17 protein-coding genes are annotated in these 22,540 nt (G+C 68.7%); 6 read left to right on the top strand and 11 right to left on the bottom strand.

From position 1 onward, the window contains the following. Positions 1–51: 51 nt before the first annotated feature. Positions 52–822 carry a trypsin-like serine protease gene (locus tag DMH03_RS26015; protein WP_125794587.1) on the bottom strand — a complete coding sequence of 257 codons (771 nt, stop codon included), beginning with the start codon at positions 820–822 and terminating at the stop codon, positions 52–54. A gap of 361 nt (positions 823–1,183) precedes the next feature. Here DMH03_RS26015 and DMH03_RS26020 point away from each other — a divergent pair, with 361 nt between their 5' ends. Continuing rightward, positions 1,184–2,305, top strand: coding sequence for an esterase-like activity of phytase family protein (locus tag DMH03_RS26020; RefSeq protein ID WP_233611645.1), 1,122 nt, complete (start codon positions 1,184–1,186; stop codon positions 2,303–2,305). Between the two features lie 62 nt (positions 2,306–2,367). Here the strand turns inward: DMH03_RS26020 and DMH03_RS26025 are convergent, their stop codons facing one another. The 4 genes from DMH03_RS26025 to DMH03_RS26040 all read right to left on the bottom strand — a co-directional run bounded on the left by DMH03_RS26025 (position 2,368) and on the right by DMH03_RS26040 (position 6,082). After that, positions 2,368–3,078 carry a hypothetical protein gene (locus DMH03_RS26025; protein ID WP_125794589.1) on the bottom strand — a complete coding sequence of 237 codons (711 nt, stop codon included), beginning with the start codon at positions 3,076–3,078 and terminating at the stop codon, positions 2,368–2,370. A gap of 153 nt (positions 3,079–3,231) precedes the next feature. Then, positions 3,232–3,906, bottom strand: coding sequence for a response regulator transcription factor (locus tag DMH03_RS26030; protein WP_125794590.1), 675 nt, complete (start codon positions 3,904–3,906; stop codon positions 3,232–3,234). After that, a complete protein-coding gene (locus DMH03_RS26035; RefSeq protein ID WP_125794591.1) occupies positions 3,885–5,000 on the bottom strand; it encodes a hypothetical protein in 1,116 nt (371 codons plus the stop codon). Before DMH03_RS26035 ends, DMH03_RS26030 begins: the two co-directional genes overlap by 22 nt. After that, a complete protein-coding gene (locus tag DMH03_RS26040; protein ID WP_125794592.1) occupies positions 4,988–6,082 on the bottom strand; it encodes a sensor histidine kinase in 1,095 nt (364 codons plus the stop codon). The genes DMH03_RS26035 and DMH03_RS26040 overlap by 13 nt, the downstream gene beginning before the upstream one ends. Positions 6,083–6,687: 605 nt before the next feature. On the opposite strand from DMH03_RS26040, the gene bluB reads away from it, so the two are divergent. Continuing rightward, positions 6,688–7,344 (top strand): 5,6-dimethylbenzimidazole synthase, encoded by a 657-nt coding sequence (gene bluB, locus DMH03_RS26045; RefSeq protein WP_125794593.1) that lies wholly within the window; start codon positions 6,688–6,690, stop codon positions 7,342–7,344. Here the strand turns inward: bluB and DMH03_RS26050 are convergent. The 4 genes from DMH03_RS26050 to DMH03_RS26065 are packed head-to-tail and all read right to left on the bottom strand — an operon-like array spanning position 7,334 to position 11,457. Further along, the gene (locus DMH03_RS26050) at positions 7,334–8,332 is read right to left on the bottom strand and encodes an endo-1,4-beta-xylanase (protein ID WP_125794594.1); all 999 of its coding nucleotides are present in this window, start codon (positions 8,330–8,332) and stop codon (positions 7,334–7,336) included. The genes bluB and DMH03_RS26050 overlap by 11 nt on opposite strands. 52 nt (positions 8,333–8,384) lie before the next feature. Beyond that, positions 8,385–9,203: a carbohydrate ABC transporter permease gene (locus DMH03_RS26055; protein ID WP_125794595.1), complete on the bottom strand. Its 819-nt coding sequence runs from the start codon at positions 9,201–9,203 to the stop codon at positions 8,385–8,387. Further along, complete coding sequence (locus tag DMH03_RS26060) at positions 9,203–10,168, bottom strand: carbohydrate ABC transporter permease (protein WP_125794596.1); 966 nt, start codon at positions 10,166–10,168, stop codon at positions 9,203–9,205. Before DMH03_RS26060 ends, DMH03_RS26055 begins: the two co-directional genes overlap by 1 nt. Next, complete coding sequence (locus tag DMH03_RS26065; protein WP_125794597.1) at positions 10,165–11,457, bottom strand: ABC transporter substrate-binding protein; 1,293 nt, start codon at positions 11,455–11,457, stop codon at positions 10,165–10,167. The genes DMH03_RS26060 and DMH03_RS26065 overlap by 4 nt, the downstream gene beginning before the upstream one ends. Before the next feature lie 133 nt (positions 11,458–11,590). Between DMH03_RS26065 and DMH03_RS26070 the strand changes: the two genes are divergently transcribed. Both DMH03_RS26070 and DMH03_RS26075 read left to right on the top strand, forming a co-directional pair. Beyond that, positions 11,591–12,625 carry a LacI family DNA-binding transcriptional regulator gene (locus DMH03_RS26070; RefSeq protein ID WP_125794598.1) on the top strand — a complete coding sequence of 345 codons (1,035 nt, stop codon included), beginning with the start codon at positions 11,591–11,593 and terminating at the stop codon, positions 12,623–12,625. After that, positions 12,622–14,916, top strand: coding sequence for a beta-glucosidase (locus DMH03_RS26075; protein WP_125794599.1), 2,295 nt, complete (start codon positions 12,622–12,624; stop codon positions 14,914–14,916). Before DMH03_RS26070 ends, DMH03_RS26075 begins: the two co-directional genes overlap by 4 nt. Before the next feature lie 249 nt (positions 14,917–15,165). Here the strand turns inward: DMH03_RS26075 and DMH03_RS26080 are convergent, their stop codons facing one another. Next, positions 15,166–18,078, bottom strand: coding sequence for a glycoside hydrolase family 48 protein (locus DMH03_RS26080; protein ID WP_125794600.1), 2,913 nt, complete (start codon positions 18,076–18,078; stop codon positions 15,166–15,168). Positions 18,079–18,155: 77 nt separating this feature from the next. Between DMH03_RS26080 and DMH03_RS26085 the strand changes: the two genes are divergently transcribed. Further along, complete coding sequence (locus DMH03_RS26085) at positions 18,156–18,695, top strand: hypothetical protein (RefSeq protein ID WP_125794601.1); 540 nt, start codon at positions 18,156–18,158, stop codon at positions 18,693–18,695. A gap of 8 nt (positions 18,696–18,703) precedes the next feature. On the opposite strand, the gene DMH03_RS26090 is transcribed toward DMH03_RS26085, so the two are convergent. Further along, positions 18,704–19,738: a lytic polysaccharide monooxygenase gene (locus DMH03_RS26090; protein WP_199749018.1), complete on the bottom strand. Its 1,035-nt coding sequence runs from the start codon at positions 19,736–19,738 to the stop codon at positions 18,704–18,706. 213 nt (positions 19,739–19,951) lie between these two features. On the opposite strand from DMH03_RS26090, the gene DMH03_RS26095 reads away from it, so the two are divergent. Continuing rightward, positions 19,952–22,531, top strand: a complete 2,580-nt coding sequence (locus DMH03_RS26095) for a glycoside hydrolase family 9 protein (protein WP_233611646.1) — start codon at positions 19,952–19,954, stop codon at positions 22,529–22,531. Positions 22,532–22,540: the final 9 nt, after the last annotated feature.

Below are 22,540 nucleotides of genomic sequence, written 5' to 3' on the forward strand. Positions count from 1 at the left end.
GGAACCTCGTCACGAAGGCCTCCTCCCTAGTCAGCGAGTCCGTTTCTCCGTCTAGCTCGCCTGCTGCTCGGCGATCCAGTCCCGGTACACCGTCACATCGGTCCAGATACCCAGACCGCTGGCGCACTTCGGGTCCGCGTCGCCGTCGCGGCTGGTGGCACCGACCAGTTCCCACTCACCCGGCCTGCCCTTGATCTGCGGCCCGCCTGAGTCGCCGTAGCAGCCCATCGCGTCCGGCGTGTCGGAACCGGTGCAGATCTCCTTGCCCGTGGCCACATTGCGGCATTCCTCCGCCGGCATGACCTTGGTGTCCAGCTCCTGGAGGATCTCCGGCGCCCCGCAGTTCTGGTCGGCGCAGTGCTCACCCCAGCCGAGGATCCGGGTCGCCGTTCCCGCGTCGCCCGCGGCCTCGGCGATCTTGATCGGGTGCTCGGTCACCGGTTTGTCCAACCGCACCAGCGCGATGTCCCCGCCCGGGGGCTTCTGCCTGGCGAAGTCCGGATGCACGATGATCCGGCTGACGCCGGCCTCGGTGCCCCCGCTGTTGTGCTGCCGTGCCCCGATCCTGGCCCTGACCTGCCCCGGCTGCGCTCCCTGTACGCAGTGCGCCGCGGTCACGACCCAGTTCTCGCTGATCAGCGAGCCGCCGCAGAAATGCTTCCCGCCCTCCTGCAGCGACACCATGAACGAATAGTCCTCGGTGGCGTCGTGCCCGCCGATGACGTACGGCGTCGGACCTTCGGCCGCCGCGGCGGCTGCCGGTACCAGCACCGCTCCCACCGCGGCCAAGCCGACCGCCAGGATCCCTGTTTTGCGAAGCATTGTCGCCAACTCCCCGTAGATGACTAATTGCTGACAGTCGTCACGCTATGGGGTGATGATCACGGCTGGATCGGCCTATCGGCCGGGTGTACATCGGCCAAATGGCCGACCCAGCGTGACACCGCGACGCACGATGGGCAAGCGCGGGCAGGCGCCAGCTTTGTCCACTGTAGACAGTGGCTGAGCCGGACGGTCCTCGGTTTGCGACCGGTGACGCACCATTCCGGTGCGTGCGCGGGTGCCACCTGATCGTGTCGGAGGGCACCCCTGGATGGTCCTGCCGCCGCCAAAGCGTTTGCGCAAGGGTCGAGGTATGCGTATTCGATCTTCACGGGGCGTTGTCGCCCTTGCTGTCGCCGGGATGTTGGCAGGTAGCGGGATCGTCGCCGAGACGCCCGCGTCGGCGGCACCGGTCCTTGCCCAAAGCTGGTCCCAGGTGCGTTTTCTGGGTGAGCGCACCATTCCGCAGTATTCGGAGTTCCGGGGTACCACGGTCGGCGGATTGTCCGGGATCGACCACGACAAGCGTACCGGCCAGTGGGTGATGATCAGTGACGATCGGTCGGATCGTCAGGCCGCCCGGTTCTACACCGCGGAGATCGACGTGGACGGCGCGGGCGTGCACGACGTGCGGTTCACCGGGACGAAACCGTTCCTGCGTCCGGATGGGCAGGTGTATCCGCCGTCTTCGGCCGGGGACGGGACGGCGGTCGATCCGGAGGACATCCGGGTGGATCCGTGGACCGGGAAGTACTGGTGGAGCCAGGAAGGCAATCGGCCGCGCGGCACACCCACGCCGACGGATCCGGTGATCCAGCCGTCGCTTCAGCGAGCAGGCCGCGACGGCGCCCATGCGGGTGAGTTGCCGTTGCCGGAGAACTACAAGATCACCACCGGCGAGACGGGGCCGCGGCGCAATCTGGTGCTGGAGGCGATGACCTTCGCCGCCGGTGGCGCGTTGCTGACCAGCGCGGTGGAGTCACCGCTGCTGCAGGACGGGCCGGTTCCCACGCCGGAACGCGGCGGACTGTCCAGGGTCACGGTGCACACGCGCGCCGGCACACCGCTGGCCCAGTACGCCTATCCGCAGGAGCCGTTGTTCGCGGCGCCGAATCCGCCCGGCTCGTTCGCGGACTCCGGGATCCCGGAGATCTTGGCGCACCCTATCGATCCGACCCGATACCTGGTGATCGAACGCGGCTACGCCACCGGACACGGCTACAACGTCAAGCTGTTCGAGATGAGCACTCGGGGTGCCACGGACATCAAGAACGTCGACTCACTGGCGGGCGCCACCGTCACACCGGTCGGCAAGAAGCTGTTGGTGGACTTCCGCGACCTGCCATTGCCGCTGATCGACAACTACGAGGGAATGTCCTGGGGGCCGACCCTGCCCACGGGCGAACGCACCCTTCTCGTGGTCAGCGACGACAACTTCTGGCCCGGTGAGAACACCCGCTTCGTCGCACTCGCCATCCGCTGACCGAGCCGCGATAGATCAACTCGCGTGATCGGACGCCGTACACCCGAGTGGGGTCACCGGCCTCAGCCCGGCAGTGCCACCTTCCCGATGGCGGCGGTGGCCAAGGCGGTCACCCCGTCTTTGACCGGCGCGCCATCGGTCTGGTTGGTGTAGTCGACGTGGTAGACGACATTGCGGTACCGCGCCGTGATCGCCACCGAGTGGCCGCGTTTCCCCTGCTCGACGACCAAGGCCTCATCGGCGTCTTTCACCTTCACCGAAGACCCGTTCCGGACCTGGCGCTTCAGGTGTTCCGTCGCGGCGTCCACGCCGGACTTCGTGCGGGTGGCGCGATAGACGTAGCTGGTGACGATCACGTGCGCCGCCCGGACCTTGTCCTTGAGGAAGGTGTCGGTGTTGCCCCACAGGCAATGCCCCTGCGCCACGGAGTCCGACGTGGTGTCGCCCGAAAGCGCCTTGAATTCGGTCCGTCCGGGGATGTAGGGAGCCACCTCGCTCTTGTCGAAGAGCGCACAACCGATCGGCGCCTTCGCCAGGTCCTGTGAAGCGTCCACCGGCGGTGGCCCGTCCGAGTCGCTTTTCCTGATGAAGAACCAGTATCCGCCGAAGGCCAGCCCGAGCACCATGACGGTGCCCAGTGCCAGCATCGTGATCAGCAGCCCGGTCTTCTTCTTGCGTGGCGGCGGTTGCTGCCCCCAGCCCCCACCCTGCTGAAGATAGGGCTGGTGGTAGTGCTGCCCCGGATACGACCCTGGCGGACCGGGCTGGCTCATCGAACTCCTCGAACGTCTTCCTCGGAGCGACGCGCTCCTGGTCGCGGCGAAGGGCCGCGGGCATTCGGTGCCCCTCAACACCGAATGCCCGCAGCGTCCCCTGCTCCGCCGACGTTAGTCCGGTCGCGGCCCCGGGAATGTCGGGTGAACGCCTTACACCGACGCCTCGCTGAGTTCGGCTAGCGTGATGACACCGTCGTCGAGTGCCCGGGTGACGAGTTCGCTCTTGGTGCGGGCGCCGCGTCCGACGCCCGCGTATTTCACCCGCACCCGGGTGATGTGCGTGTCGACGGTTTTGACGGTGATGTGGAGTTTCGCGGCGACGAGTTCCTTGGAGGAGGCGGCGAACCATGCCCGCAGAACCTCGATTTCCCGTGGGGACAGGCGTGGCCTGCCCGGGGCGTCGTCCGCGGCGAGTGCGCCCGAGAGCGACGGCGCCGTGTAGGCCTGTCCGTCGGCGACCGCCCGGATAGCGGGCACGAGATGCTCCGGGCCTTCACGTTTGGTCAAGTACGCGAGCGCGCCGAGATCGATGCATTTGATCGCGGTGGCGTTGTCCGCGTGCTGCGAGTACACGACCACGCGGCGGCCGCTCTCGACCAGGCGGCGAAGTTCGCCGAAGTCCGGATTGCGAGGCACCAGTTCGAGGTCGAAGATCACCACGTCGGCGTCGGCGCCGGGGCCGGTCCACACATCGCCGAGCCGATCACCGGCGTCGACGAGCCCGATCGGCGGATCCGCCTGCTCACACCAGTACCGTACGCCGGCCGTGATCGCCGCGTGATCGTCCACGATCACCGCCGTGATCAGCTCTCCGTCGGCTGCCATTGGGCCTCCATCCACACTGTTCCGTCACCGTCGAAGATCTCGATCCGCACGTCCGGGGTTCTCGCTGTGGACACGATCGGCTCGGCACAGTCCGCGACCACGTTGACCGACACCAGATCCGCGCTTCCGACCACGGTGACCCGCGCCCAGGAGCCTGCCGTCGCCAATGCGGTCAAAGCGGCGTCGGTGAGGTCTCGCCGGACGGCCAGCGGCGGCACGGGCCAGTGGCCACGCACGTCCAAATCGACCTCGACGCCTTTGCGGTCGGCGATGTCCGCGCAATGCCTCAGCTCATGCAGCAGCGGGTTCTCCACCGTGTCGGTTTCGGCGAACAGCCGGCGCATCCGGGCGGCTTCGATCGCGCACCCCCGCTGTACCAACGGATCCGATGGCGCGAACGAACCGTCCGCCAGTCCTGCCAGCAACGGCACGGTCGTGTCGGCGAGCTCGGCGAATCGCTGCGTGCGACGACTGTGCGCGCCTGCCGCGACGGCCTCCGCGGTGCGCACCCGTTCCAAATCCCGGGTGGCCTTGGCCGCCTGCGCACCGATCCGGCCCAGTACGGCCGCGACCACGGCGACACACAGCGGAAGGCCGAACACCGTCACGGAGCCGGTGGCGAACCGCGCCAGCACCGACCGGCTCACGTCGTGGAACAACAGCAGGTTCGCCAACGCGAGCGACTCGTGCGCCAGCAGGAAGGCCAGCATCGTCCGGAAAGGACGATCGAGCAGGACGACGATGCCGACCCAGTTGGCCGCTCCGAACAACCAGTCCACAGTGGTCGCCGTCTTGCCGTCCGGCAACGTCAGGTACGCCAGCGTGGACGTGGCCAGCACGACGGCGACGGCAGGCCACCGCGACACTCCCCACGGCCGCCGCCGCACGACCAGCACCAGCTCGACGGCCAGCACCGCGGTCAGCGCGGCGAGTGCGGCGAACTGGGCCGACGGCAGGTCGTGGGATCTCAATCCCCGCACCAGACTGGTCAGCCCGAGCACGTCGACCGTCAGGATCGCGACGACCAGCACGGCGATCCGCAGTCCGCGCCTCAGCTGTTCCTGGGTCGCTTCGCCGTCGCTTATGACGACCACTCCAACCGAACCATCGTGCCCGCCCCTTCGGCCGACGTGATCATCGCCGTGCCGCCGACCCGGTCCATCCGGCCGTGCACGGATTCCCGCAGCCCGCGCCGCGACGGCGCACTGTCGCCGGCGTTGAATCCCTTTCCCTCGTCGGAGATTTCGGCGAGTACCGACCGGGTGTCGCCGCGCAGCCGAACCCTGGCCCGGTCGGTCCCCGCATGACGGCGCACGTTGTTGAGCGCCTCCCGGACCGCTCCGGCGATCGCGCCTGCCACGTCGGACGGCAGCGGCAGCCGCGGCGGTACGTCCAGCTCGACGGTGAGGTGGCCGGTGCCGAGATCCGCACCGAGCATCTCGACGAGGTCGGTCTCCGGCGCCGCCCGCCCGTCATGGACGAAACTCAGCCTGGCCAGATCGCGGCGTGCCTGCGGTGCCAGCCACTTCGCGTCCGGGGGAACCTGACCGAGGCCGACCATCAACAAGGTGGTGGCCGCGGTGTCGTGCAGTGAATTCGCGAGTTCACGTTCCTCGGCGCGGACGGCCGCCGCCACGGCGGCCTCCCGCCGCGCCCGTTCGGCCTCGGCCGCCATCCGATCGGCACGTTCGGCGGCGCGGGTGACCAGCACCCAGGCCACCCTGGACATCGCGGCCATCACCGGCACCCACAGCTGCGACGCACTCGGGTCGAGCCCGGCGGCGGAGAAGATGACGAGCATCCCGCCGCCGGTGACCAGCGCCGCGAGGGCACCGGTCAGCGGCGTGGTGTGCCACTGCCAGGTCACGCACGCGAAAATGACCAGGAGCCGGAGCCAGCCGGTGTTGCCGTCCGCCTCGGCGCCGGTCCAGAACACGGTGAGACACAAACCCAGCAGAACCGCCACGTCCACGCCGATCGGTGCCCGCCGCAGCCACCATCCCCGCGCACAGGTCCAGACCACGGCGGCGGCGACCACCGCCACCGTGCCCGCGAACTCCGCGGACGAGCTTCTCAGCAGACCGATCGCCGCGATGGGCGGCAAAGTCGCGACACGTACGGCAACGGCGTAACGGTGCCCGAAACCGTTCAGCAGCCGCCCGGCTTCCCCCGTCACCCGCTACCTCGCCCACCGTCGAACCCGGCATCCCTCGCCCGGGTGACCTTACCGGCCCCAAGGTCAGGCGGTGCCGGTTCTCGAATGACGCCTGCCGGCGCACGGCGTCCGCTCGCGCCGCGGCGATCGTAAGCATGACCGTGGCCGACAGCGCCGACGGCTCGATGGTGCGCGCACGGTCGCCGAAAGTGAGGCCGGTGACCTCGCCCGCCGCGCTCGCGACCCCGGTGACCAGGCCGCCCGGTGAAGTGGCGGTGCCCTCCCCTCGATGGCTTCAATGTCTTGTTGATGCCTGAATGACCGGTTTTGCGTGGGGTCGTGAGTGGCGATGAGCGTTAGAGCCAAGGGTGTCTTAGGTACCTACGTGGTTGAGGCTGCGGTTGATGCCAGGCCCCGGTCCGTGAAGGCCCCCTTCCCTCGGCTCAGCCGAGGAAACTCGACCTTCACACCTCCCCCAGGTACCCAAAGGGTCCCAGCACCTGGAACTCCACCGCGTCCGCCCCTCTGTCAGCCAACGGGCACCAGTCTGTCGCACCCGCCCGACGGCGGCCTGCCCCGGCGCCCTGGTCGACGGGGTTCCGATCCGGCGAGGCACCATCTAGGCCATGACGCGGGACACGGGCGAGCGCTTGCTGTACGAGACGATCTTCCAACGGCGGGACACCAGGGCCGAGTTCACCGGAGCCCCGATCCCGGACGACGTGCTGCATCGCGTGTTGAGCGCGGCTCACGCGGCACCGAGTGTCGGCCTGTCACAACCGTGGGACTTCATCGTCGTGTCCGATATGGACGTTCGCGAGAAGTTCCGGGAGCACGTGCGAACCGAACGGGAGGTGTTCGCGGGCCAGCTGGACGCCGAGCGTGCCCGTACCTTCGCGCGGATCAAGATCGAGGGCATCGTGGAGGCTTCCGCCGGCATCGTGGTCGGCTACGACCCGTCACGCGGGGCACCCGCGGTGCTGGGCAGGCACGCCATCGCCGACGCCGGCCTGTACTCGGTGTGCCTGGCCATCCAAAACCTCTGGCTGGCCGCGACCGCCGAAGGGCTCGGACTCGGCTGGGTCAGCTTCTACCGGGAAGAGTTCCTGGGCGAACTGGTCGGCCTGCCGGAGAACATCCGCCCGGTGGCGTGGTTGTGTGTCGGCCCGGTGCGCGACCTGCCGTCGGTTCCCGATCTGGAGCGGCACGGCTGGCGGGAACGTCTCCCGCTCAGCGCCGTGCTCCACTACGAGCGGTACTCGAACGCCGAGCTCAGGGGTTGATCCGGCCGTACGCGGGCTTCGGCCGCAGGTTCGAGTCGAACAGGCAGGCCGCGCCCTGTCCGGGGAACGTGTCCGGCACCCACGAGTGGCGATCGGTGAAGCCCCAGGTCGTGAACTCCACGCAGCGCGCGACGGCGTGGCAACCGTCCCAGAGCTGTTTGAAGTAACTCGCCTGGGTGTTCAGCTTCGTGGTGTCGGCGGGCATCGGGATGCGGACGTCGGCCTCGGTGATGGCGACGTCGACGTCCAGCGCGGCGAAGCGGGCGAGGTTCGCCTGGTAACCGCCGGGGAAGCCGTACTGCGTCGCGAGGTGCGCCTGGAAACCGACGCCGTCGATCGGCACGCCTTGCTGCTTCAGCGTCCGGACCAGCTTGTACAGGGCATCGCTCTTCGCGTTGAGGCCTTCGGTGTTGTAGTCGTTGATGTACAGCTTGGCCGACGGATCCGCCGCCCGAGCCCACCGGAACGCGTCCGCGACATAGCCGTCGCCCAGTTTCTGCTGGAACACCGAGGAACGGCGGGTGCCGTCGTCGTTGAACATCTCGTTCACGACGTCCCAAGCCCGGATCTTTCCCCGGTAGCGGCCCATTTCGGTGGCTATGTGCCGTTGCGTCACCGACCGCAGTTCGCCGGCGCCGAGGTTGTTCACCCAGCCGGGCAGCTGACTGTGCCAGACGAGCGTGTGCCCGCGCACGGATTTGCCGTTCCGCTGGGCGTAGTCGACGATCGCGTCCGCGCCCGACCAGTTGTACTGACCACGGTTCGCCTCGACCACCCCCCATTTCATCTCGTTCTCCGGGGTGACGTTGTCGAATTCACGGGTGAGCACGGAGCGGTAATCCGCTTCGTTCGCCAGGTGGTTCGCCGCGACGGCGCTGCCGACGTAGCGATTCGTGATGTCCTTCAACGGGCCGGCCGCCGACGCCGGAGGCGCCTGCAAAAGTGCCACTCCCGCCAATACGGCCACCGTTGCCGAGAACGCTTTCATTGTCATCACTCCTGTTCCGGTCGATCGCGAAACTTTCCGAGCGAACTTGAAATCAACCCTTCACCGATCCGGTCAGCCCGCCGACGATGCGCCGTTCGGCGAGCACGAAGAACGCGAGCGCGGGGATCATCGACAGCGCGGTGAACGCGAGCACACGCGCGGTGTCCTGGGAGTACTGGGATTGGAACGTCGCGACGCCGAGCGGCAGCGTGAAGTTCGCGGAGTCGTTGAACACCAGCAAAGGCAGCAGATAGAAGTTCCAGCTGGTCACGAACGCGAGCACGGCGACGGTGGTCAGCGCGGGTGCCGACAGCGGCAGCAGGATCCGCCAGAAGAAACCGAGCCTGCTCGCGCCGTCGAGTACGGCGGCGTCCTCGATCTCACCGGGGATCGCCCGCATGAACGGCCGCAGGATCACGATGGTGACCGGGAGCGAGAACGCCGCTTCCGGGATCGCCACGCCCCAGAAGCTCTCCAGCATCCCCAGCTGACGCAACCAGAGGTACAGCGGCAAGGTCGCCACGCCGAGCGGGAACAACAGGCCGAGCGTGAACAGGGTGTAGAAACCCTCGCGGCCCTTGAAGGTGTAGCGGGACAAGGCATACGCGGCCATCGATCCCAATGCCACGGTCAGCACCGTGGCGATCACCGCGATCAGCGCGCTGTTCCCCAGGAACGTCCAGAACGACGACGAGCCGAGGATCGCCGCGTAGTTGTCCCACACCCACGGGCCGGGCAGGCCGGCAGGCGAGGCGTTGATCTGCGCGGTGGTGCGGAATCCGCCCAGCACCACGAACAGCAGCGGCACCACGGTGATCCCGAGGACGGCGATCGCGGCGACGTAGCCGATCGGCGTCCCGGCGCGGCGCATCAGTCCACCATCCTGGTCAGCGCGCCGTCGGTGTCCCGGCGCAACGCGAACCGCTGGTACAGCAACGCGAACACGAAGCAGATCACGAACAGGATCACCGCGACCGCGCTGCCGAAGCCGAATTCGTAGCGTTTGAACCCGTGGTCGACCAGGTACGTCGCCATCGTCGCCGACGCGTCGGCGGGACCGCCGAGGGTCATGATCCACACCAGGTCGAACAGCTGCAGCGAGCCGATCACCGACAGGAACACCCAGATCCGGATGGTCGGCCCCAGCAGCGGCAGCACCACGTGCCGGGTGGTCTGCCAGGCCGACGCGCCGTCGAGCGCGGCCGCTTCCCGCAGTTCGGCCGGCACGCCCTGGAGCCCGGCGAGCAGCAGGATGATGCCGAAACCGATGTACTTCCAGGTGATCACCGCGAACAGGGTGTAGAGCACGATCCCCGGGTCGGCGAGCCAGTGCTGGACCAGCCCGCCGAGGCCGATACCGCGCAGCATCTGGTCCACGAAACCGTTGGGCTGCAACATCAGCAGCCAGATCACCGCGGTGATCGCCTCCGACAGCACGTAGGGCGCGAACACCAGCGCCCGCAGTACCGCGCGGCCGCGTAGCTTCCGGTTGAGCAGCAACGCGAGCCCGATCGACAGCGGCAGCTGGATCACGAGGGACAGTCCCGCGATGATCAGGTTGTGCCCGATGGCGCCCTGGAACACCGAGCCGGACAGGGCGTCGGCGTAGTTGCCGAGGCCGACGAAATCGTCCAGCGGGCCGAAACCGTTCCACTCGTAGAGGCTGTAGAACGCCGCGATCCCGATCGGGACCAGCACGAACCCGGCGAACAGCACCAGCGCCGGCCCGAGCAGGAACGTCAGTTCCAGCTTCTTACGCGCTCCCGGCGCCCGCACCCGGACAGCGGGTGCGGACGGCCGCGCCGCCGCCCGCATCCGCGTGGCCGTCGCCGTCACTTGTCGCCCGCCGCGGCCTTGTTCACCGCGTCGACGATGCCTTCCGGGGTGCCTTGTCCGGCGAAGAAGTTCGCCACGGCGTCGTTGAGCGCGGCCCCCACCGCGGTCGGGAACGCCTTGTCGAAGTACATCTGCAGGTACGGCGCCTTCTGCCCGTAGTCGAAGACGGTCTTCAGCGACTCGGTCTTGAGGGACTTCGCCGCCGACGCGGTCATCGGCAGCCCGGCACCCTTCGCCGCGAGCTGGTTCTGCACCGGCTCGCTGCCGAGGTACCGCAGGAAGTCCGCGCACGCCTTGGCCGCGCGGGTCGTACAGGAGAAGCCGTCGCCGCCGCCGAGCACCGCGGCGGGATCACCTTGCCCACCGGGGACCGACGGGAACGGGAACCAGCCGACCTTCGAGTCGAGGTCCTTGTCCTCGGTGAGCGACGACATCGTGCCGGGCTCCCAGTCGCCCTGGAGTTCCATCGCCGCCTTGCCGTTGGCCAGCAGCCCGGCCGAACTGCCCGCGCCCTGCTGCGCCGGTGTGCCGGTGAAACCGGGCTGGAACGGCTGGGTCGCCAGGAACGCCTGCAGGTCGCGGCCGGCCTTGGTCCAGCAGGGATCCTCGAGTTTCACCGCTTTCACCGACTGCTTCAGCGTGTCCGCCGAGCAGGCCCGCAGCGCGAAATAGTTCCAGTAGAACGCGTCCGGCCAGCGATCCTTGCCCCCGACCGCGATCGGCGTGAGACCCGCCTGCTTCAGCTTGACGACGGCGGCGTTGAGTTCGTCCATGGTGGATGGCGGCGCGGTGACGCCCGCCTGTGCGAAAAGGTCCTTGCGGTACCAGAAACCGACGAAGTGCTGCTCCCACGGGATCCCGTACTGTTTGCCGTCGACCTGCCAGCTCTCGGCGAGTTTGCCCACCGAGGAGAGCCACTCCCCGGCCGGGCCTGCCAGGTCCGCGACCTTGCCCGAGGTGGCCTGCGACGCCAGCTCACCGCCGCCCCACGACTGGTAGACGTCCGGCGGTTCGTTCGACTGCAGGGCGAGCGGGACCTTGGTGGTGAACTCCTCGTTCTGCAGCGGCTGCCCCTTGATCGTCACCTCGGGATGCGCCTTCTGGTAGTCGGCGACGACCTGGGCCCAGATCGACTTGATCGGGTCGGTGGTGCCGTTGTGCCACCAGGTGAGGGTGACCGGGCCGCTGGGCTCGGCCGCGGGCTCGGTGCCCCCTGAGCAGCCGGCGAGCGCGAGCGGGACGGCCGCCGCCAGCGCGGCGGCGGCGGGGATTCGGCGGTTCGAAAGCATGGTGAGTCCACTCCTGACGACTTCGGCCGAGTAGGACGGGGCGTGACTGCGCCCGGACTGGCGATGAGTTTGCGCGCCTGAAATTCCGATGTCAATCGTTGTCGATAACGTTTTACATGACTAGTCTGACCGTATGCAGCCCAGTTCGAGGGTCACGATCCGTGACGTCGCGGCCCGTGCCGGCGTCTCCGTGGCCACGGTGTCCAAAGTGATCAACGACCGCTACGGCGTCGCCGCCGCGACCCTCGCGAAGGTCCGTGCGGTGATCGACGAACTCGGTTACGAGGCGAGCCTGGTCGCCCAGAGCCTGCGCAACCACAAGACGAACGTGATCGGGATCCTGGTCGCCGACCTCGAACCGTTCTCCACCGAACTGCTCAAGGGTGCGGCGGACGCCATCCGCGGCACCGGCTACGAACTCGTCGTCTACTCGGCAGGCGGCCGGACCGGTGATCCATCGGGCTGGGAAAAGCGTTATCTCTCAAGGCTTTCCGGTACGCTGGTCGACGGCGCGGTGCTGGTCACCCCGGTGGCTTCGCTGGAGGCCGTCCCCGGAACGCCGGTGGTCGCGGTCGATCCGCACACCGGCCCTTCGACGGTGCCCACCATCGATTCCGACAACCTGCGCGGTGGGCAGCTGGCGACCGAGCATCTGCTGGAGCTCGGCCACCGCCGGATCGGCTTCCTCTCCGGACGGCCGGATCTCGAATCGGCCGAGCTGCGCAAAACCGGGTACCTGCGGGCGCTCACCGCCGCCGGTGTCCCGATCGACGAGGACCTGATCCGGCTCGGCGCCTACGATCCGGAGATCTCCGCCCGGTCCGCCCGCGAACTGCTGACCAGCGCGGACCGGCCGACGGCGGTGTTCGCCGCCAACGACATCTCGGCGATCGCGACCGTCGGGGCCGCCGCGGAACTCGGCTTGTCCGTACCGGACGACCTGTCGGTGGTCGGTTTCGACAACGTCCCCGAGTCCGCGCTCTGCACCCCGCCGCTGACCACGGTGGACCAGCCCATCCGCGAGATGGGCCACCGCGCCATCACCCTCCTGATCTCGCTGATCAGCGGGGAACCCGAGAAGGAAACCCACATCACCCTGTCCACGGGTCTCGTGGTGCGCCGCTCGACGCGTGCCCTCGAAACCACGACGAAGGGCGGACGGCCTTGACCACGCAGCCCAGCGCTTCACCCCGGCCCTGGCAGGACACCACCGCGGATCCCGCCGACCGCGTCCGCGCGCTGATGGACCGGATGACCTTGCGGGAGAAGCTCGCCCAGCTGTACGGCGTCTGGGTCGGTATCGACTCCGGCGGCGAGATGGCTCCGCACCAGCACGACTTCGCCGACGCGGAGCTGGACTGGGACGAACTGGTGCGGCACGGCATCGGGCAGCTGACCAGGGTGTACGGCACGCGGCCCGTCGATCCGGTGATCGGCGCGCGCAGCCTGGCGCGCTCTCAGCGGGAGATCGTCGGGAGCAGCCGGTTCGGTATCCCGGCGCTGGTCCACGAGGAGACGCTCACCGGTCTCGCCGCCTGGCAGGCCACGGTCTACCCGTCCCCGCTGTGCTGGGGAGCGAGTTTCGACCCGGATCTCGTGTACCGCATGGGGGCGCGGATCGGCGGTACGATGCGGCGGCTGGGTGTCCACCAAGGACTCGCGCCGGTCCTCGACGTCGCCCGTGACCTGCGCTGGGGCCGGATCGAAGAGACCATCGGCGAGGATCCGCAGCTGGTCGGGACGATCGGCGCCGCCTACGTGGCCGGGCTCGAATCCGCCGGGGTGATCGCGACGCTGAAACATTTCGCCGGCTACTCGGCTTCCCGCGCCGGCCGCAACCTCGCGCCGGTGTCGATCGGCCCCAGGGAACTGGCCGACGTCCTGCTGCCGCCGTTCGAGATGGCGTTGCGCGCGGGTGCCCGATCGGTGATGAACGCCTACATCGACAACGACGGTGTCCCCGCCGCCGCGGATCCGGCGTTGCTCACCGGCCTGCTGCGCGACACCTATGGCTTCGACGGAACCGTGGTCGCGGACTACTTCTCCGTGTCGTTCCTGTACAAACTGCACGGCGTCGCGGCCGATCGCGGTGAGGCCGCCGCGCAGGCGCTGACCGCCGGGATCGACGTGGAACTGCCCACTGTGGACTGTTACGGCGAGCCGCTGCTCGCCGCGGTGGAACAGGGCGCGGTCGATGCCGCCGTCGTCGACCGCGCCCTCGAACGGGTGCTACGGCAGAAATGCGAACTCGGCCTCCTCGACGAGGACTGGGTGCCGGAGGTCCCGGACGAGATCGACCTCGATGATCCGGAATCCCGCGCGCTGGCAAGGGAGATCGCCGAACGCTCGATCGTGCTGCTGCGCAACGACGGCGTCCTCCCGCTCTCCCCCGGCCGCCGGATCGCCGTGGTCGGGCCGCGGGCGCACGATCCCGGCGCGATGCTCGGCTGCTACTCGTTCCCGATGCACGTCGGCGTGCATCATCCGGAAGTACCGTTCGGGTTGGCGGTTCCGACCGTGCTCGACGCGCTCCGCGAGGACCACGACGTCACCTACGCTCTCGGTTGCCCCGTGGTCGGCGGCGAGGACTCGGACATCGCCGAAGCCGTCGCCGCGGCCAAGGAAGCGGAGATCTGCGTCGCCGTCCTCGGCGACCGCGCCGGCCTGTTCGGCGGCGGAACCTCGGGTGAGGGGTGCGACACCTCGAACCTCGAACTGCCGGGACGGCAGGAAGAACTCCTCGAAGCCTTGCTCTCGACCGGGACGCCGGTGGTCCTGGTGCTCCTTTGTGGACGGCCGTACGAACTTTCGCGGCAGGCCGGCCGTCTCGCCGCGATCGTGTGCGGTTTCTACCCCGGGGAAGAGGGCGCGGCCGCGCTCGCCGGTGTCCTCAGTGGACGGATCAACCCTTCCGGCAGGCTCCCCGTCGGCTTCCCCGGCGAGGAAGCGTCCCAGCCGTCGACGTATCTCACGGCGCCGCTGGGGCTGCGCAGCGAGGTCAGCACGGTCGACCCGACACCGCTGTTCCCGTTCGGGCACGGGCTTTCCTACGGCGCCGTCCGCTGGGACGACATCACCGCGCCGGACCCCACGTGGCCGACGGACGGCCACTGCCGGGTGCGGGTGACGCTGAGCAACGACGGCGACCGCACCACGACCGAGGTCGTCCAGATCTACCTGCACGACCCGGTCGCGGAGGTCGCCCGTCCGGTCCAGCAGCTGATCGCGGCGAAGCGGGTCGACCTGGCCCCCGGCGCGACCGAGGTGGTCGAGATCGGCCTGCACGCCGACCTGACCTCCTACACCGGACGGGCGGGCAAGCGGATCGTCGAACCCGGCGACGTCGAACTGCGGATCGGGACGTCGAGTGCCCGGATCGTCGCGGCCGTCCCCCGCACGCTGACCGGTCCTCGCCGGGAGGTCGGCTTCGATCGGGTCATGGCAGCGGATTTCTCCTGAGCCGGGCGGTGGGGTTGGCGGAGGTGTTGCGAAAGCCACTTTCGTAACGTTGAAGGTTGCGAAAGTGGCTTTCGCAACCCCTGCCCTGGCCGGGCACGAGGGTTTAAGCCTGGGGCCGGGTGAGCGGGTCTGCCTCGGCTCGGGAGTACATGAAGGACCCCTTCCTGTACCTAGGCGCAAGGAAGGGGTCCTTCATGTACTGGGCCGGCCCGAAGCACTCACGAGCCGAGCCGAGCCCCACCGGAGAGCTCAGCCGAACAGCTGTACGTGCAGCGAGAACGCGGTCGCGATCTCCGCCTGCGCCCAGAACCGATGGTAGGTGAACGTCGGCGCGGCTCCACCGTCCAGATAGGACTGCACCTTCGGCCACTGCGGGTCGTCCCGGTAGAACGACCGGATGGACAGGAAATCCGCACCCGCGGCGAGGGGGTCGCCGTTGGGCATCGTCCCGGTCCAGCCTTGCGGCAGGTACACACCTTCACCGGTGGCCGGATCGTACTCGTCGTCGAACCGGTTGTAGTCCGTCCGCGTTTCCGGGACCGCGATGCCGATGGAGTCGGTGTGCGCGAGCATCGCGTCGAGGAGTCCTTCGCCGACCGTCCGCGCTTCCGCGTTTCCGGACCTGGCCGCGTAGTTCAGCAGGATCTTCGAGTACGACGCCGCGACGCCGACGTCCTGGCTGTGGTTCAGCACCCGGACCCGCAGGTTCGCGTTGGTCCCCGGTGTGGCCGGGTTCCACGTATCGGGTTTGCCGGTCCATTCCAGGTCGGACGGGATCCGGAACTCCCCGCCGGAGCCGACCGTCGTGTTCGCGATCGCCCACGGTACCCACTTGTCGAGGATGCGTTTCGCCCGTGCGTCACCGGTCAGCTGGTACAGCGCGGCGACCCGCTCCAGGCCCCACGCCTGGAACCCGAACCACCTGTTGGACGGCGGGTCGTGCCAGACGGGCTGCTGGTCGTAGTACATCCCGTAGAACGTCGAGGAGCCCGCGGGCGGGGTGGCGTACTGGCCGTCCCAGCTGTTCGTCGCGCCGCCCGCGATGCCACCGTCGGCGGACTGCAACCATTGCAGGAACTCCAGTTGCCGGTCCAGGCTTTCCGCCCAGTCCGCCGCGCCGGTCGCCGAGACCGGCTTCAGTGCCGGGTCGTTGGCGAGCGCGTGTGCGGCGAGCGGGTTCTGGTAGCCCTGGTGGGCCGCGCCGTCACCGATGCGCCACGCCCAGCCGGCGGACGTGTCCGTCGCGCCACCCCACGCGTAGTACCACGACATGAGGTAGTGCGAGCTGTTCTTGCCGCTGCCCGCCGGGCAGGTGCTCGGGCCGACACAGTCGCCGATCTTCTTGAAGTACTTGTCGAACATGGCGTACCGCAGATAGTCGCCCATCTTCGACGCCTTCTTCACCACACCGGCCACCGCGGCCCCCTTGCCCTGCGCGGTCGCCCACTGGTTGGCGAGGTGCGCCACCTGCACGGCCCGCGCGTCGGCGTCGGGCGCGTTGGTGTACTTCCACTGCTTGGCATAGGTGGCATCTTTGGTGAACAGGTCGAGGAACCCGTTCGGCCCGCCGTGTGCGAAGGTGTCGCAGGAAGGCTGCGGGATGGTCTCCCACACCGACTCGCTGGACCCGCGCTGGTAGGTGTTGATGTACGCGGGCGCGGTGGTGCCGTCACCACAGCGGCCGAAGCCGTAGGTGTTGTCGACGTCCAGCAGCCAATGCATGCCGTAGACGTCCGACGTGCCGTAGGCGGCGCGCAGTTCACCCGCGATCGGGTCGGACCCGACCGGGACGTTGCCGTCAAGCACCGCCGGGTACCGGTCCATCCTCGGATGCTCCGGCGCGTACGTCGCCGGGTCGGCGGCGTTGTACTTGTCGTTGGTGGGCTGGTCGGCGTGCGCCGGGATGATGAACTTCTCCATCGACGCCCACGCCTGGTTGAACGGTGTCCAGTCACCTTCGAGCTGTCCGTACGCGGCTTCAAGCCACAGGTAGTAACTGAACGCCTCGGACGTGGTCTGGTGACCGTGGTCCGGTGCCTCGACCAGCAGCGTCTCCACCGAGTGGTACGGCACGAGCAGGCCGTCGAAATTCCGGAAGTAGCCGCTGTCCGTGTCCTTGATCTTGTGATACTGCGCAAGGAAGGCAGCCCGGTAGTCCGAGGCGGACGCGTCGATCTCCGCCACGTCGAGCGTGGCCGCGGTGAGGCCGGATCCCGTGATGGAGAACGCGGCGGTGGCGAGTGCGCCGCCGTTCGCGGCGGAGGCGATCGTCACCGGTTTCGCCGTGTTCCAGCTGTTCTGGTCGAAAGTGAGCGTCGCGGGCGTGGCCGTGAGATCGGCACTGCCCGTCGTGCGTGCCACGTTCAGCGTGACCGGTCCGGTCGGTGGAGTCGCGAGTTTCACGTCCACGGTGGCCGAGGTCCCCTGCCGGACGCGAACGGTCGACGGGGTGGCGACGACCGACGGCGCCGCCAGCACCCGCACCGCGACCGGCGCGGAAACCGTTGCCGCACCGAGGTTGTCGATCGCCCGCGCGGTGACCGAGTACTCCCCCGCCGTCGCGCCGGTCCACGTGTACTCGAACGGGGCGCTGGTGTCGGCGCCGAGCCGGGTGGTCCCGGCGTAGAACTCCACCGACGACACCGAACCGTCGCTGTCGCTGGCGGACGCGGCGAGTTCGATCGGCGACGGCACGGCGAAGGTCGCGTTGTTCACCGGCTTCGTGAGCCGCACCGCCGGGCCGCTGTTCGGACCCGCGCAAGTGATGCCGTTGACCTTGAAGTCGACCGGCGACCGGTTCGCGGCCCCGCTCTTTCCCGCGTTGAAACCGAATTGCACGGTAGCGCCGGGGTTGATCGCACGCTGCCAGTCCGCGCCGCGGACGCTCACCGCGCCACCGGACTGCGTGTGCGTGCCGTTCCACAGCTGGGTGATCCGCTGTCCGTCGGCGAAGGTCCAGGTCAGATTCCAGTCGGGGATGACGTCGGCGCCTTCGTTGCGGATCGCCACCGTCGCACCGAAACCGCTGTCCCACTCACTGCTGATTTTGTACGTTGTCGTACAGGACACCTCGGCCGCCGCGGCCGTGGGTACGGCACCGGCCGTGACCGCTGCCGCGAGCGCCACGGTGGTGGCCAGCGCCGTACTGGGACGCGCTCTCATCGAGCGCCCCGGTGGTCGTGATCTCACAGGTCCTCCTCGGTTGTGATCCGGCGATTTTCGGAGTAGAGCTGAAAAGCATGAGGCGACTCGCCACCACTTTGCTGATCTCCGCCGGAATACTCGCGGGTTGTTCCGCGCCGGCGCCGAAGGCCACCGCGGGTGCCGAGGCACTCGGCACGCGATTGACCACAATGGACGATCTTGTCGATTGGATCCGTGAGAACGCAGGCGATTGCGCCGACGTTTCCCGCCGGGATCCCGCGGAGCTGCGCACGTTCGTCGGGCCGGACATCGCCGCCCGCTTTCAGCCGCATGTGGCCGAATGGGCCACCTGCCGGGTTTCCCCGGAATTCCCGGTCGTCGGACTCTTCCTGTTCGGCGGCGACGAGCAGCGGCGTTTCCAGGAATCCTGGCATTCGGCGATGGCGGCGGGCCGGATCGCCGACGGCCCGGCCTTCGCCTTCGGTAACGGGTTCGCGATCTCCGCGGGATTTCTCGGTGTCGGCGAGCTGGGACTGTATTACTTCAGATGCGGCTCCCTAGATCCTCGAGTGCATCAGATTCCTGCGGACGTCGCGGGATGCGTGTTCGCCAACCCGGAGCACGGGCACCACTGAGCCGGACGCTACGGGCTGGAGCAGGTGAGTTCCGGCGCGGCGGAACTCACCGTCGCGGTGGCGGTCAGGCCGAACGAACGGGTGTTACCCGCCGCTATCGACCCGTTCCACTCCGCGTTTCGCACGGTGGCGCGAGTGCCGGCACCGTCCATGGCGAGGGTGCCGTTCCAGACGCTCGTGATCGTCTCCCCCGCCGGGACGGTCCAGCCGACCCGCCAGCCGGACAGCGTCGCCGTGCCCGGGTTGGTGACGGTCACTTCCGCTTGGTAGCCGCCGTTCCAGTTGCCGGTCTTCGCCAGCGTGGCCGTGCACGCGCCGTTCGGCGGCTCGCCGGGATCGGGCGGATCGTCGACCACGCCGACCCCGGTGACCTCACCGTTGCCGCCGTCGAACACGACGTCGGAGCAACCGTAGAACGTCTCGGCGCTGTCGGATCGCTTCCACACCGAGTAGATGACGTGCTTGCCCGACTTGGCCGACGGGAAGTTCCCGGTCCACTTGTACTGGCCGTCGACGCTGCCGACGTTGCCGCTCACCTGCGGATGGTCTGCCGTGAGGAAGGGCTGGTCCTCGAGGTCGTCCCAACGCAGTTCGCGGCCGGGGTCGTATCCGTCCTTGGTCACGTACAGGTAGAACCAGCCGGGGTGGGCGGCCCAGGCGTTATAGGAGAAGCCGAACGACGCGCCCGCCGTCAGATGCGTCATCGGCCAGTTCCCGGTGCGGTCGTAGCCCGCGAAACTCGGATTCCCGCCCGAGCAGAGTTTCCCGTCCGGGATGAATCCCTTGGTCCGGCCCGCGCCGTCCGAACGGAGCACGGAGAACCAGTTGTAGAGCGAGTTCTCCCCGCTTTGCCCCACGGCCGCCTTGCAGGCCGAGTTCTTCGGCACGATGTTGCCCTGCGGGGTCAATCCGTCCTGCCAGCAGAAGAAAGTCCTGCTGCCCGGTTTCATCATCGCGCCGTGTGCCGACGCCGGTGGTGCGTTCAGGGTCGCGGTCACGAAGCACGCCGCCATCGTCGTGACGGCGGCCAGGATCGCGGTCATGGCCTTTCCGTATCGCATAGCGCCTTCTTTCCGACCTTGCTGGGAGCGCTCCCAGCGTTGGCACCTTAGCGCGACTCGAATAGCGACGACACAGGCCGAACGAGTGAGAATGGTTTGGTACCAGTGATTTCACCGCGTGCTCTTCCCCGCGACCGGAGATCGGGCTAGATTATGGGAGCGCTCCCAACAGTCGGCCTTCGAAAGGATCACGACGTGGTGATCGACATTTGGCGTGTACTGCTGTCCGCCGGACTCGTCGCGGGTTTCGCGGTCGTTCCGCAAGCGTCGTCCTCGGCCGAGGAGGGGGCCGCCGGGTACGAACGGATCGTGAACGGCGACTTCTCGGCGGGCGGCGGCGAACCTTGGTGGGCGGGCGCGAACACCCGCGCCTCGGTGACCGGCGGGGAATACTGCGTCGATGTCACCGGCGGCACGGCCAACGGGTACGACGCCTTGTCCGGCCAGAACGGCGTGCCGTACGAGGCAGGTCAGTCCTACACGATGAAGTTCGACGCGCGGGCGGTCGTCGAACAGCGGATCTCGGCGGTCGCCGGTGAGTCCGTCGACCCGTACCGGCAGCTCGCGCGCACCGACGTGACCGTCACCCCCGCCAAGCAGACCTTCACCCTGACCTTCCAGTCCACAGTGGACTTCCCGGCGGCAGGCAACGGTCAGTTCGCGTTCTGGTTCGGCGGACAGTCTTTCGACAACACCATCTGCGTCGACAACGTGTCCCTCGTCGGCGGCGTGCTGCCGCCACCGGGAGTGGAACCGGCGGGCCCGCTGCGGGTGAACCAGGTCGGTTACGTACCCGGCCTGCCCAAACAGGCGAGTCTCGCGACCGGGTCTGCCACCCCGCTGACGTGGACGCTGCGGGATGGCGCGGGCACCTCCGTCGCCACCGGCCAGACCACTCCGAAGGGCCACGACGCCGCATCGAACGAGAACGTCCACGTCATCGACTTCTCGTCCTACGACCGGCCGGGCAGCGGCTACACACTGAGCGTCGGCGCCGACGTGAGCCACCCGTTCGACATCTCCGCGAACGCCATGACCGGGCTGCGGTCCGACTCGCTCGCGTTCTTCTACCACCAGCGCAGCGGCACCCCGATCGAAGCCCGGTACGTGGGCGCCGAGTACGCGCGGCCCGCCGGACATGTGAACGTGGCGCCGAACCGAGGGGACGACGACGTACCCTGCCGGGCCGGTCTGGAGTGCGGGTACACCCTCGACGTGCGCGGCGGCTGGTACGACGCCGGCGACCACGGCAAGTACGTGGTGAACGGCGGCATCGCCGCGTGGCAGCTCCAGAACGCCTACGAGCGTGCCGCGCTACTCGGTGACAAGGCGGCGCTCGGCGACGGCACGCTGGCCATTCCCGAGCGGTCGAACGGCGTGCCGGACGTACTCGACGAGGCGCGGTGGGAACTCGAATTCCTGATGAGCATGCAGGTTCCCGACGGGCGACCGCTGGCAGGGATGGCCCACCACAAGATCCACGACGAGCAATGGACCGGCCTGCCCACCCTGCCGCACGAGGACGCCCAGCCGCGCAGGCTGTCCGCGCCGAGCACGGCGGCGACCCTGAACCTCGCTGCGGCGGCGGCACAGGCCTCGCGGCTGTGGGCGCCCTACGACGCCGCCTTCGCGGCCCGTGCGCTTTCAGCCGCGGAGAAGGCGTACGCGGCGGCGAAGGCGCATCCCGGCATGATCGCCGACCCTGCCGACGGCACCGGCGGCGGCTCGTACACCGATCCCACGGTGACCGACGAGTTCTACTGGGCCGCGGCCGAGCTGTACGTGACCACCGGCCGTCACCGCACGGACGTGACGAATTCACCGCTGTTCGGCGGAAAGAGCTTCAACGCGCGCGGATTCGACTGGGGAGCCACCGGTGCGCTCGGTGACGTGTCCTTGGTACTGACACCGCGCGAGGTGCCCACGGCGGCGATCCGGTCCGCGATCGTCACGACCGCGGACGCCCACCTCGCGACCATGGCGTCCGCCGGGCATCCGGCGCCGTACCGGACCGGCGACGGCGGGTACGAGTGGGGATCGAACGGCCTGGTCGCCAACAACGGCATGGTGCTGGGCCTCGCCCACGACCTCACCCGCGCGGCGAAGTACCGGGACGGAGCCTTCGCCACGATGGATTACCTGCTGGGCCGTAACCCGGTCGGCTTCTCGTATGTCTCCGGCTGGGGCGATCGGCCGGTGCGCAACGTGCACCACCGGCACTGGGCGAACCAGCTGGCCCCGTCGCTGCCGACAGCGCCGCCCGGTGTCCTGTCCGGCGGGCCCAACAGCGCGTTGCAGGATCCGGTCGCGCAGCGGCTGCTGCCCGGTTGCGCGCCGCAACGGTGCTGGGTCGACCACATCGAGGCGTACTCGCTCAACGAGGTCACGGTCAACTGGAACTCGGCGTTCGCTTGGCTGTCGAACTGGGTCGCCGAGCATTCCGCCCCGCCGCCGGCCGCGGCGAGCTGCCAGGTGACGTACACGGCCTCGACCTGGCCGACGGGCCTGACCGGGGCACTCACCGTGAAGAACACCGGCGCGACCGCGTGGGACGGCTGGGCCCTGACGTTCGCGTTCGGCGGCGAGGAGCGGATCACGCAGGGATGGAACGCCGCGTGGAGCCAGACCGGCGCGGCCGTCCGGGCGGGCAACGCTTCGTGGAACGCCCGGATCGCCCCGGGTGCGTCGGTGTCGATCGGCTTCAACGCGCACAGCACGGGCACGCACCGGTCGCCGGCGGAGTTCGCGGTCGGCGGCGACCGGTGCGCGCCCTAGCGGCCTGGG

The organism is Amycolatopsis sp. WAC 01376 (assembly GCF_003947415.1).
Lineage (GTDB): Bacteria > Actinomycetota > Actinomycetes > Mycobacteriales > Pseudonocardiaceae > Amycolatopsis.

Excerpts from the sequence above, each read along its gene's own strand:
- DMH03_RS26015 (WP_125794587.1), bottom strand. The coding sequence starts at position 822 with ATGCTTCGCAAAACAGGGATCCTGGCGGTCGGCTTGGCCGCGGTGGGA.
- DMH03_RS26020 (WP_233611645.1), top strand. The coding sequence starts at position 1,184 with ATGTTGGCAGGTAGCGGGATCGTCGCCGAGACGCCCGCGTCGGCGGCA.
- DMH03_RS26025 (WP_125794589.1), bottom strand. The coding sequence starts at position 3,078 with ATGAGCCAGCCCGGTCCGCCAGGGTCGTATCCGGGGCAGCACTACCAC.
- DMH03_RS26030 (WP_125794590.1), bottom strand. The coding sequence starts at position 3,906 with ATGGCAGCCGACGGAGAGCTGATCACGGCGGTGATCGTGGACGATCAC.
- bluB (WP_125794593.1), top strand. The coding sequence starts at position 6,688 with ATGACGCGGGACACGGGCGAGCGCTTGCTGTACGAGACGATCTTCCAA.
- DMH03_RS26050 (WP_125794594.1), bottom strand. The coding sequence starts at position 8,332 with ATGAAAGCGTTCTCGGCAACGGTGGCCGTATTGGCGGGAGTGGCACTT.
- DMH03_RS26055 (WP_125794595.1), bottom strand. The coding sequence starts at position 9,203 with ATGCGCCGCGCCGGGACGCCGATCGGCTACGTCGCCGCGATCGCCGTC.
- DMH03_RS26065 (WP_125794597.1), bottom strand. The coding sequence starts at position 11,457 with ATGCTTTCGAACCGCCGAATCCCCGCCGCCGCCGCGCTGGCGGCGGCC.
- DMH03_RS26070 (WP_125794598.1), top strand. The coding sequence starts at position 11,591 with ATGCAGCCCAGTTCGAGGGTCACGATCCGTGACGTCGCGGCCCGTGCC.
- DMH03_RS26080 (WP_125794600.1), bottom strand. The coding sequence starts at position 18,078 with ATGAGAGCGCGTCCCAGTACGGCGCTGGCCACCACCGTGGCGCTCGCG.
- DMH03_RS26085 (WP_125794601.1), top strand. The coding sequence starts at position 18,156 with ATGAGGCGACTCGCCACCACTTTGCTGATCTCCGCCGGAATACTCGCG.
- DMH03_RS26090 (WP_199749018.1), bottom strand. The coding sequence starts at position 19,738 with ATGACCGCGATCCTGGCCGCCGTCACGACGATGGCGGCGTGCTTCGTG.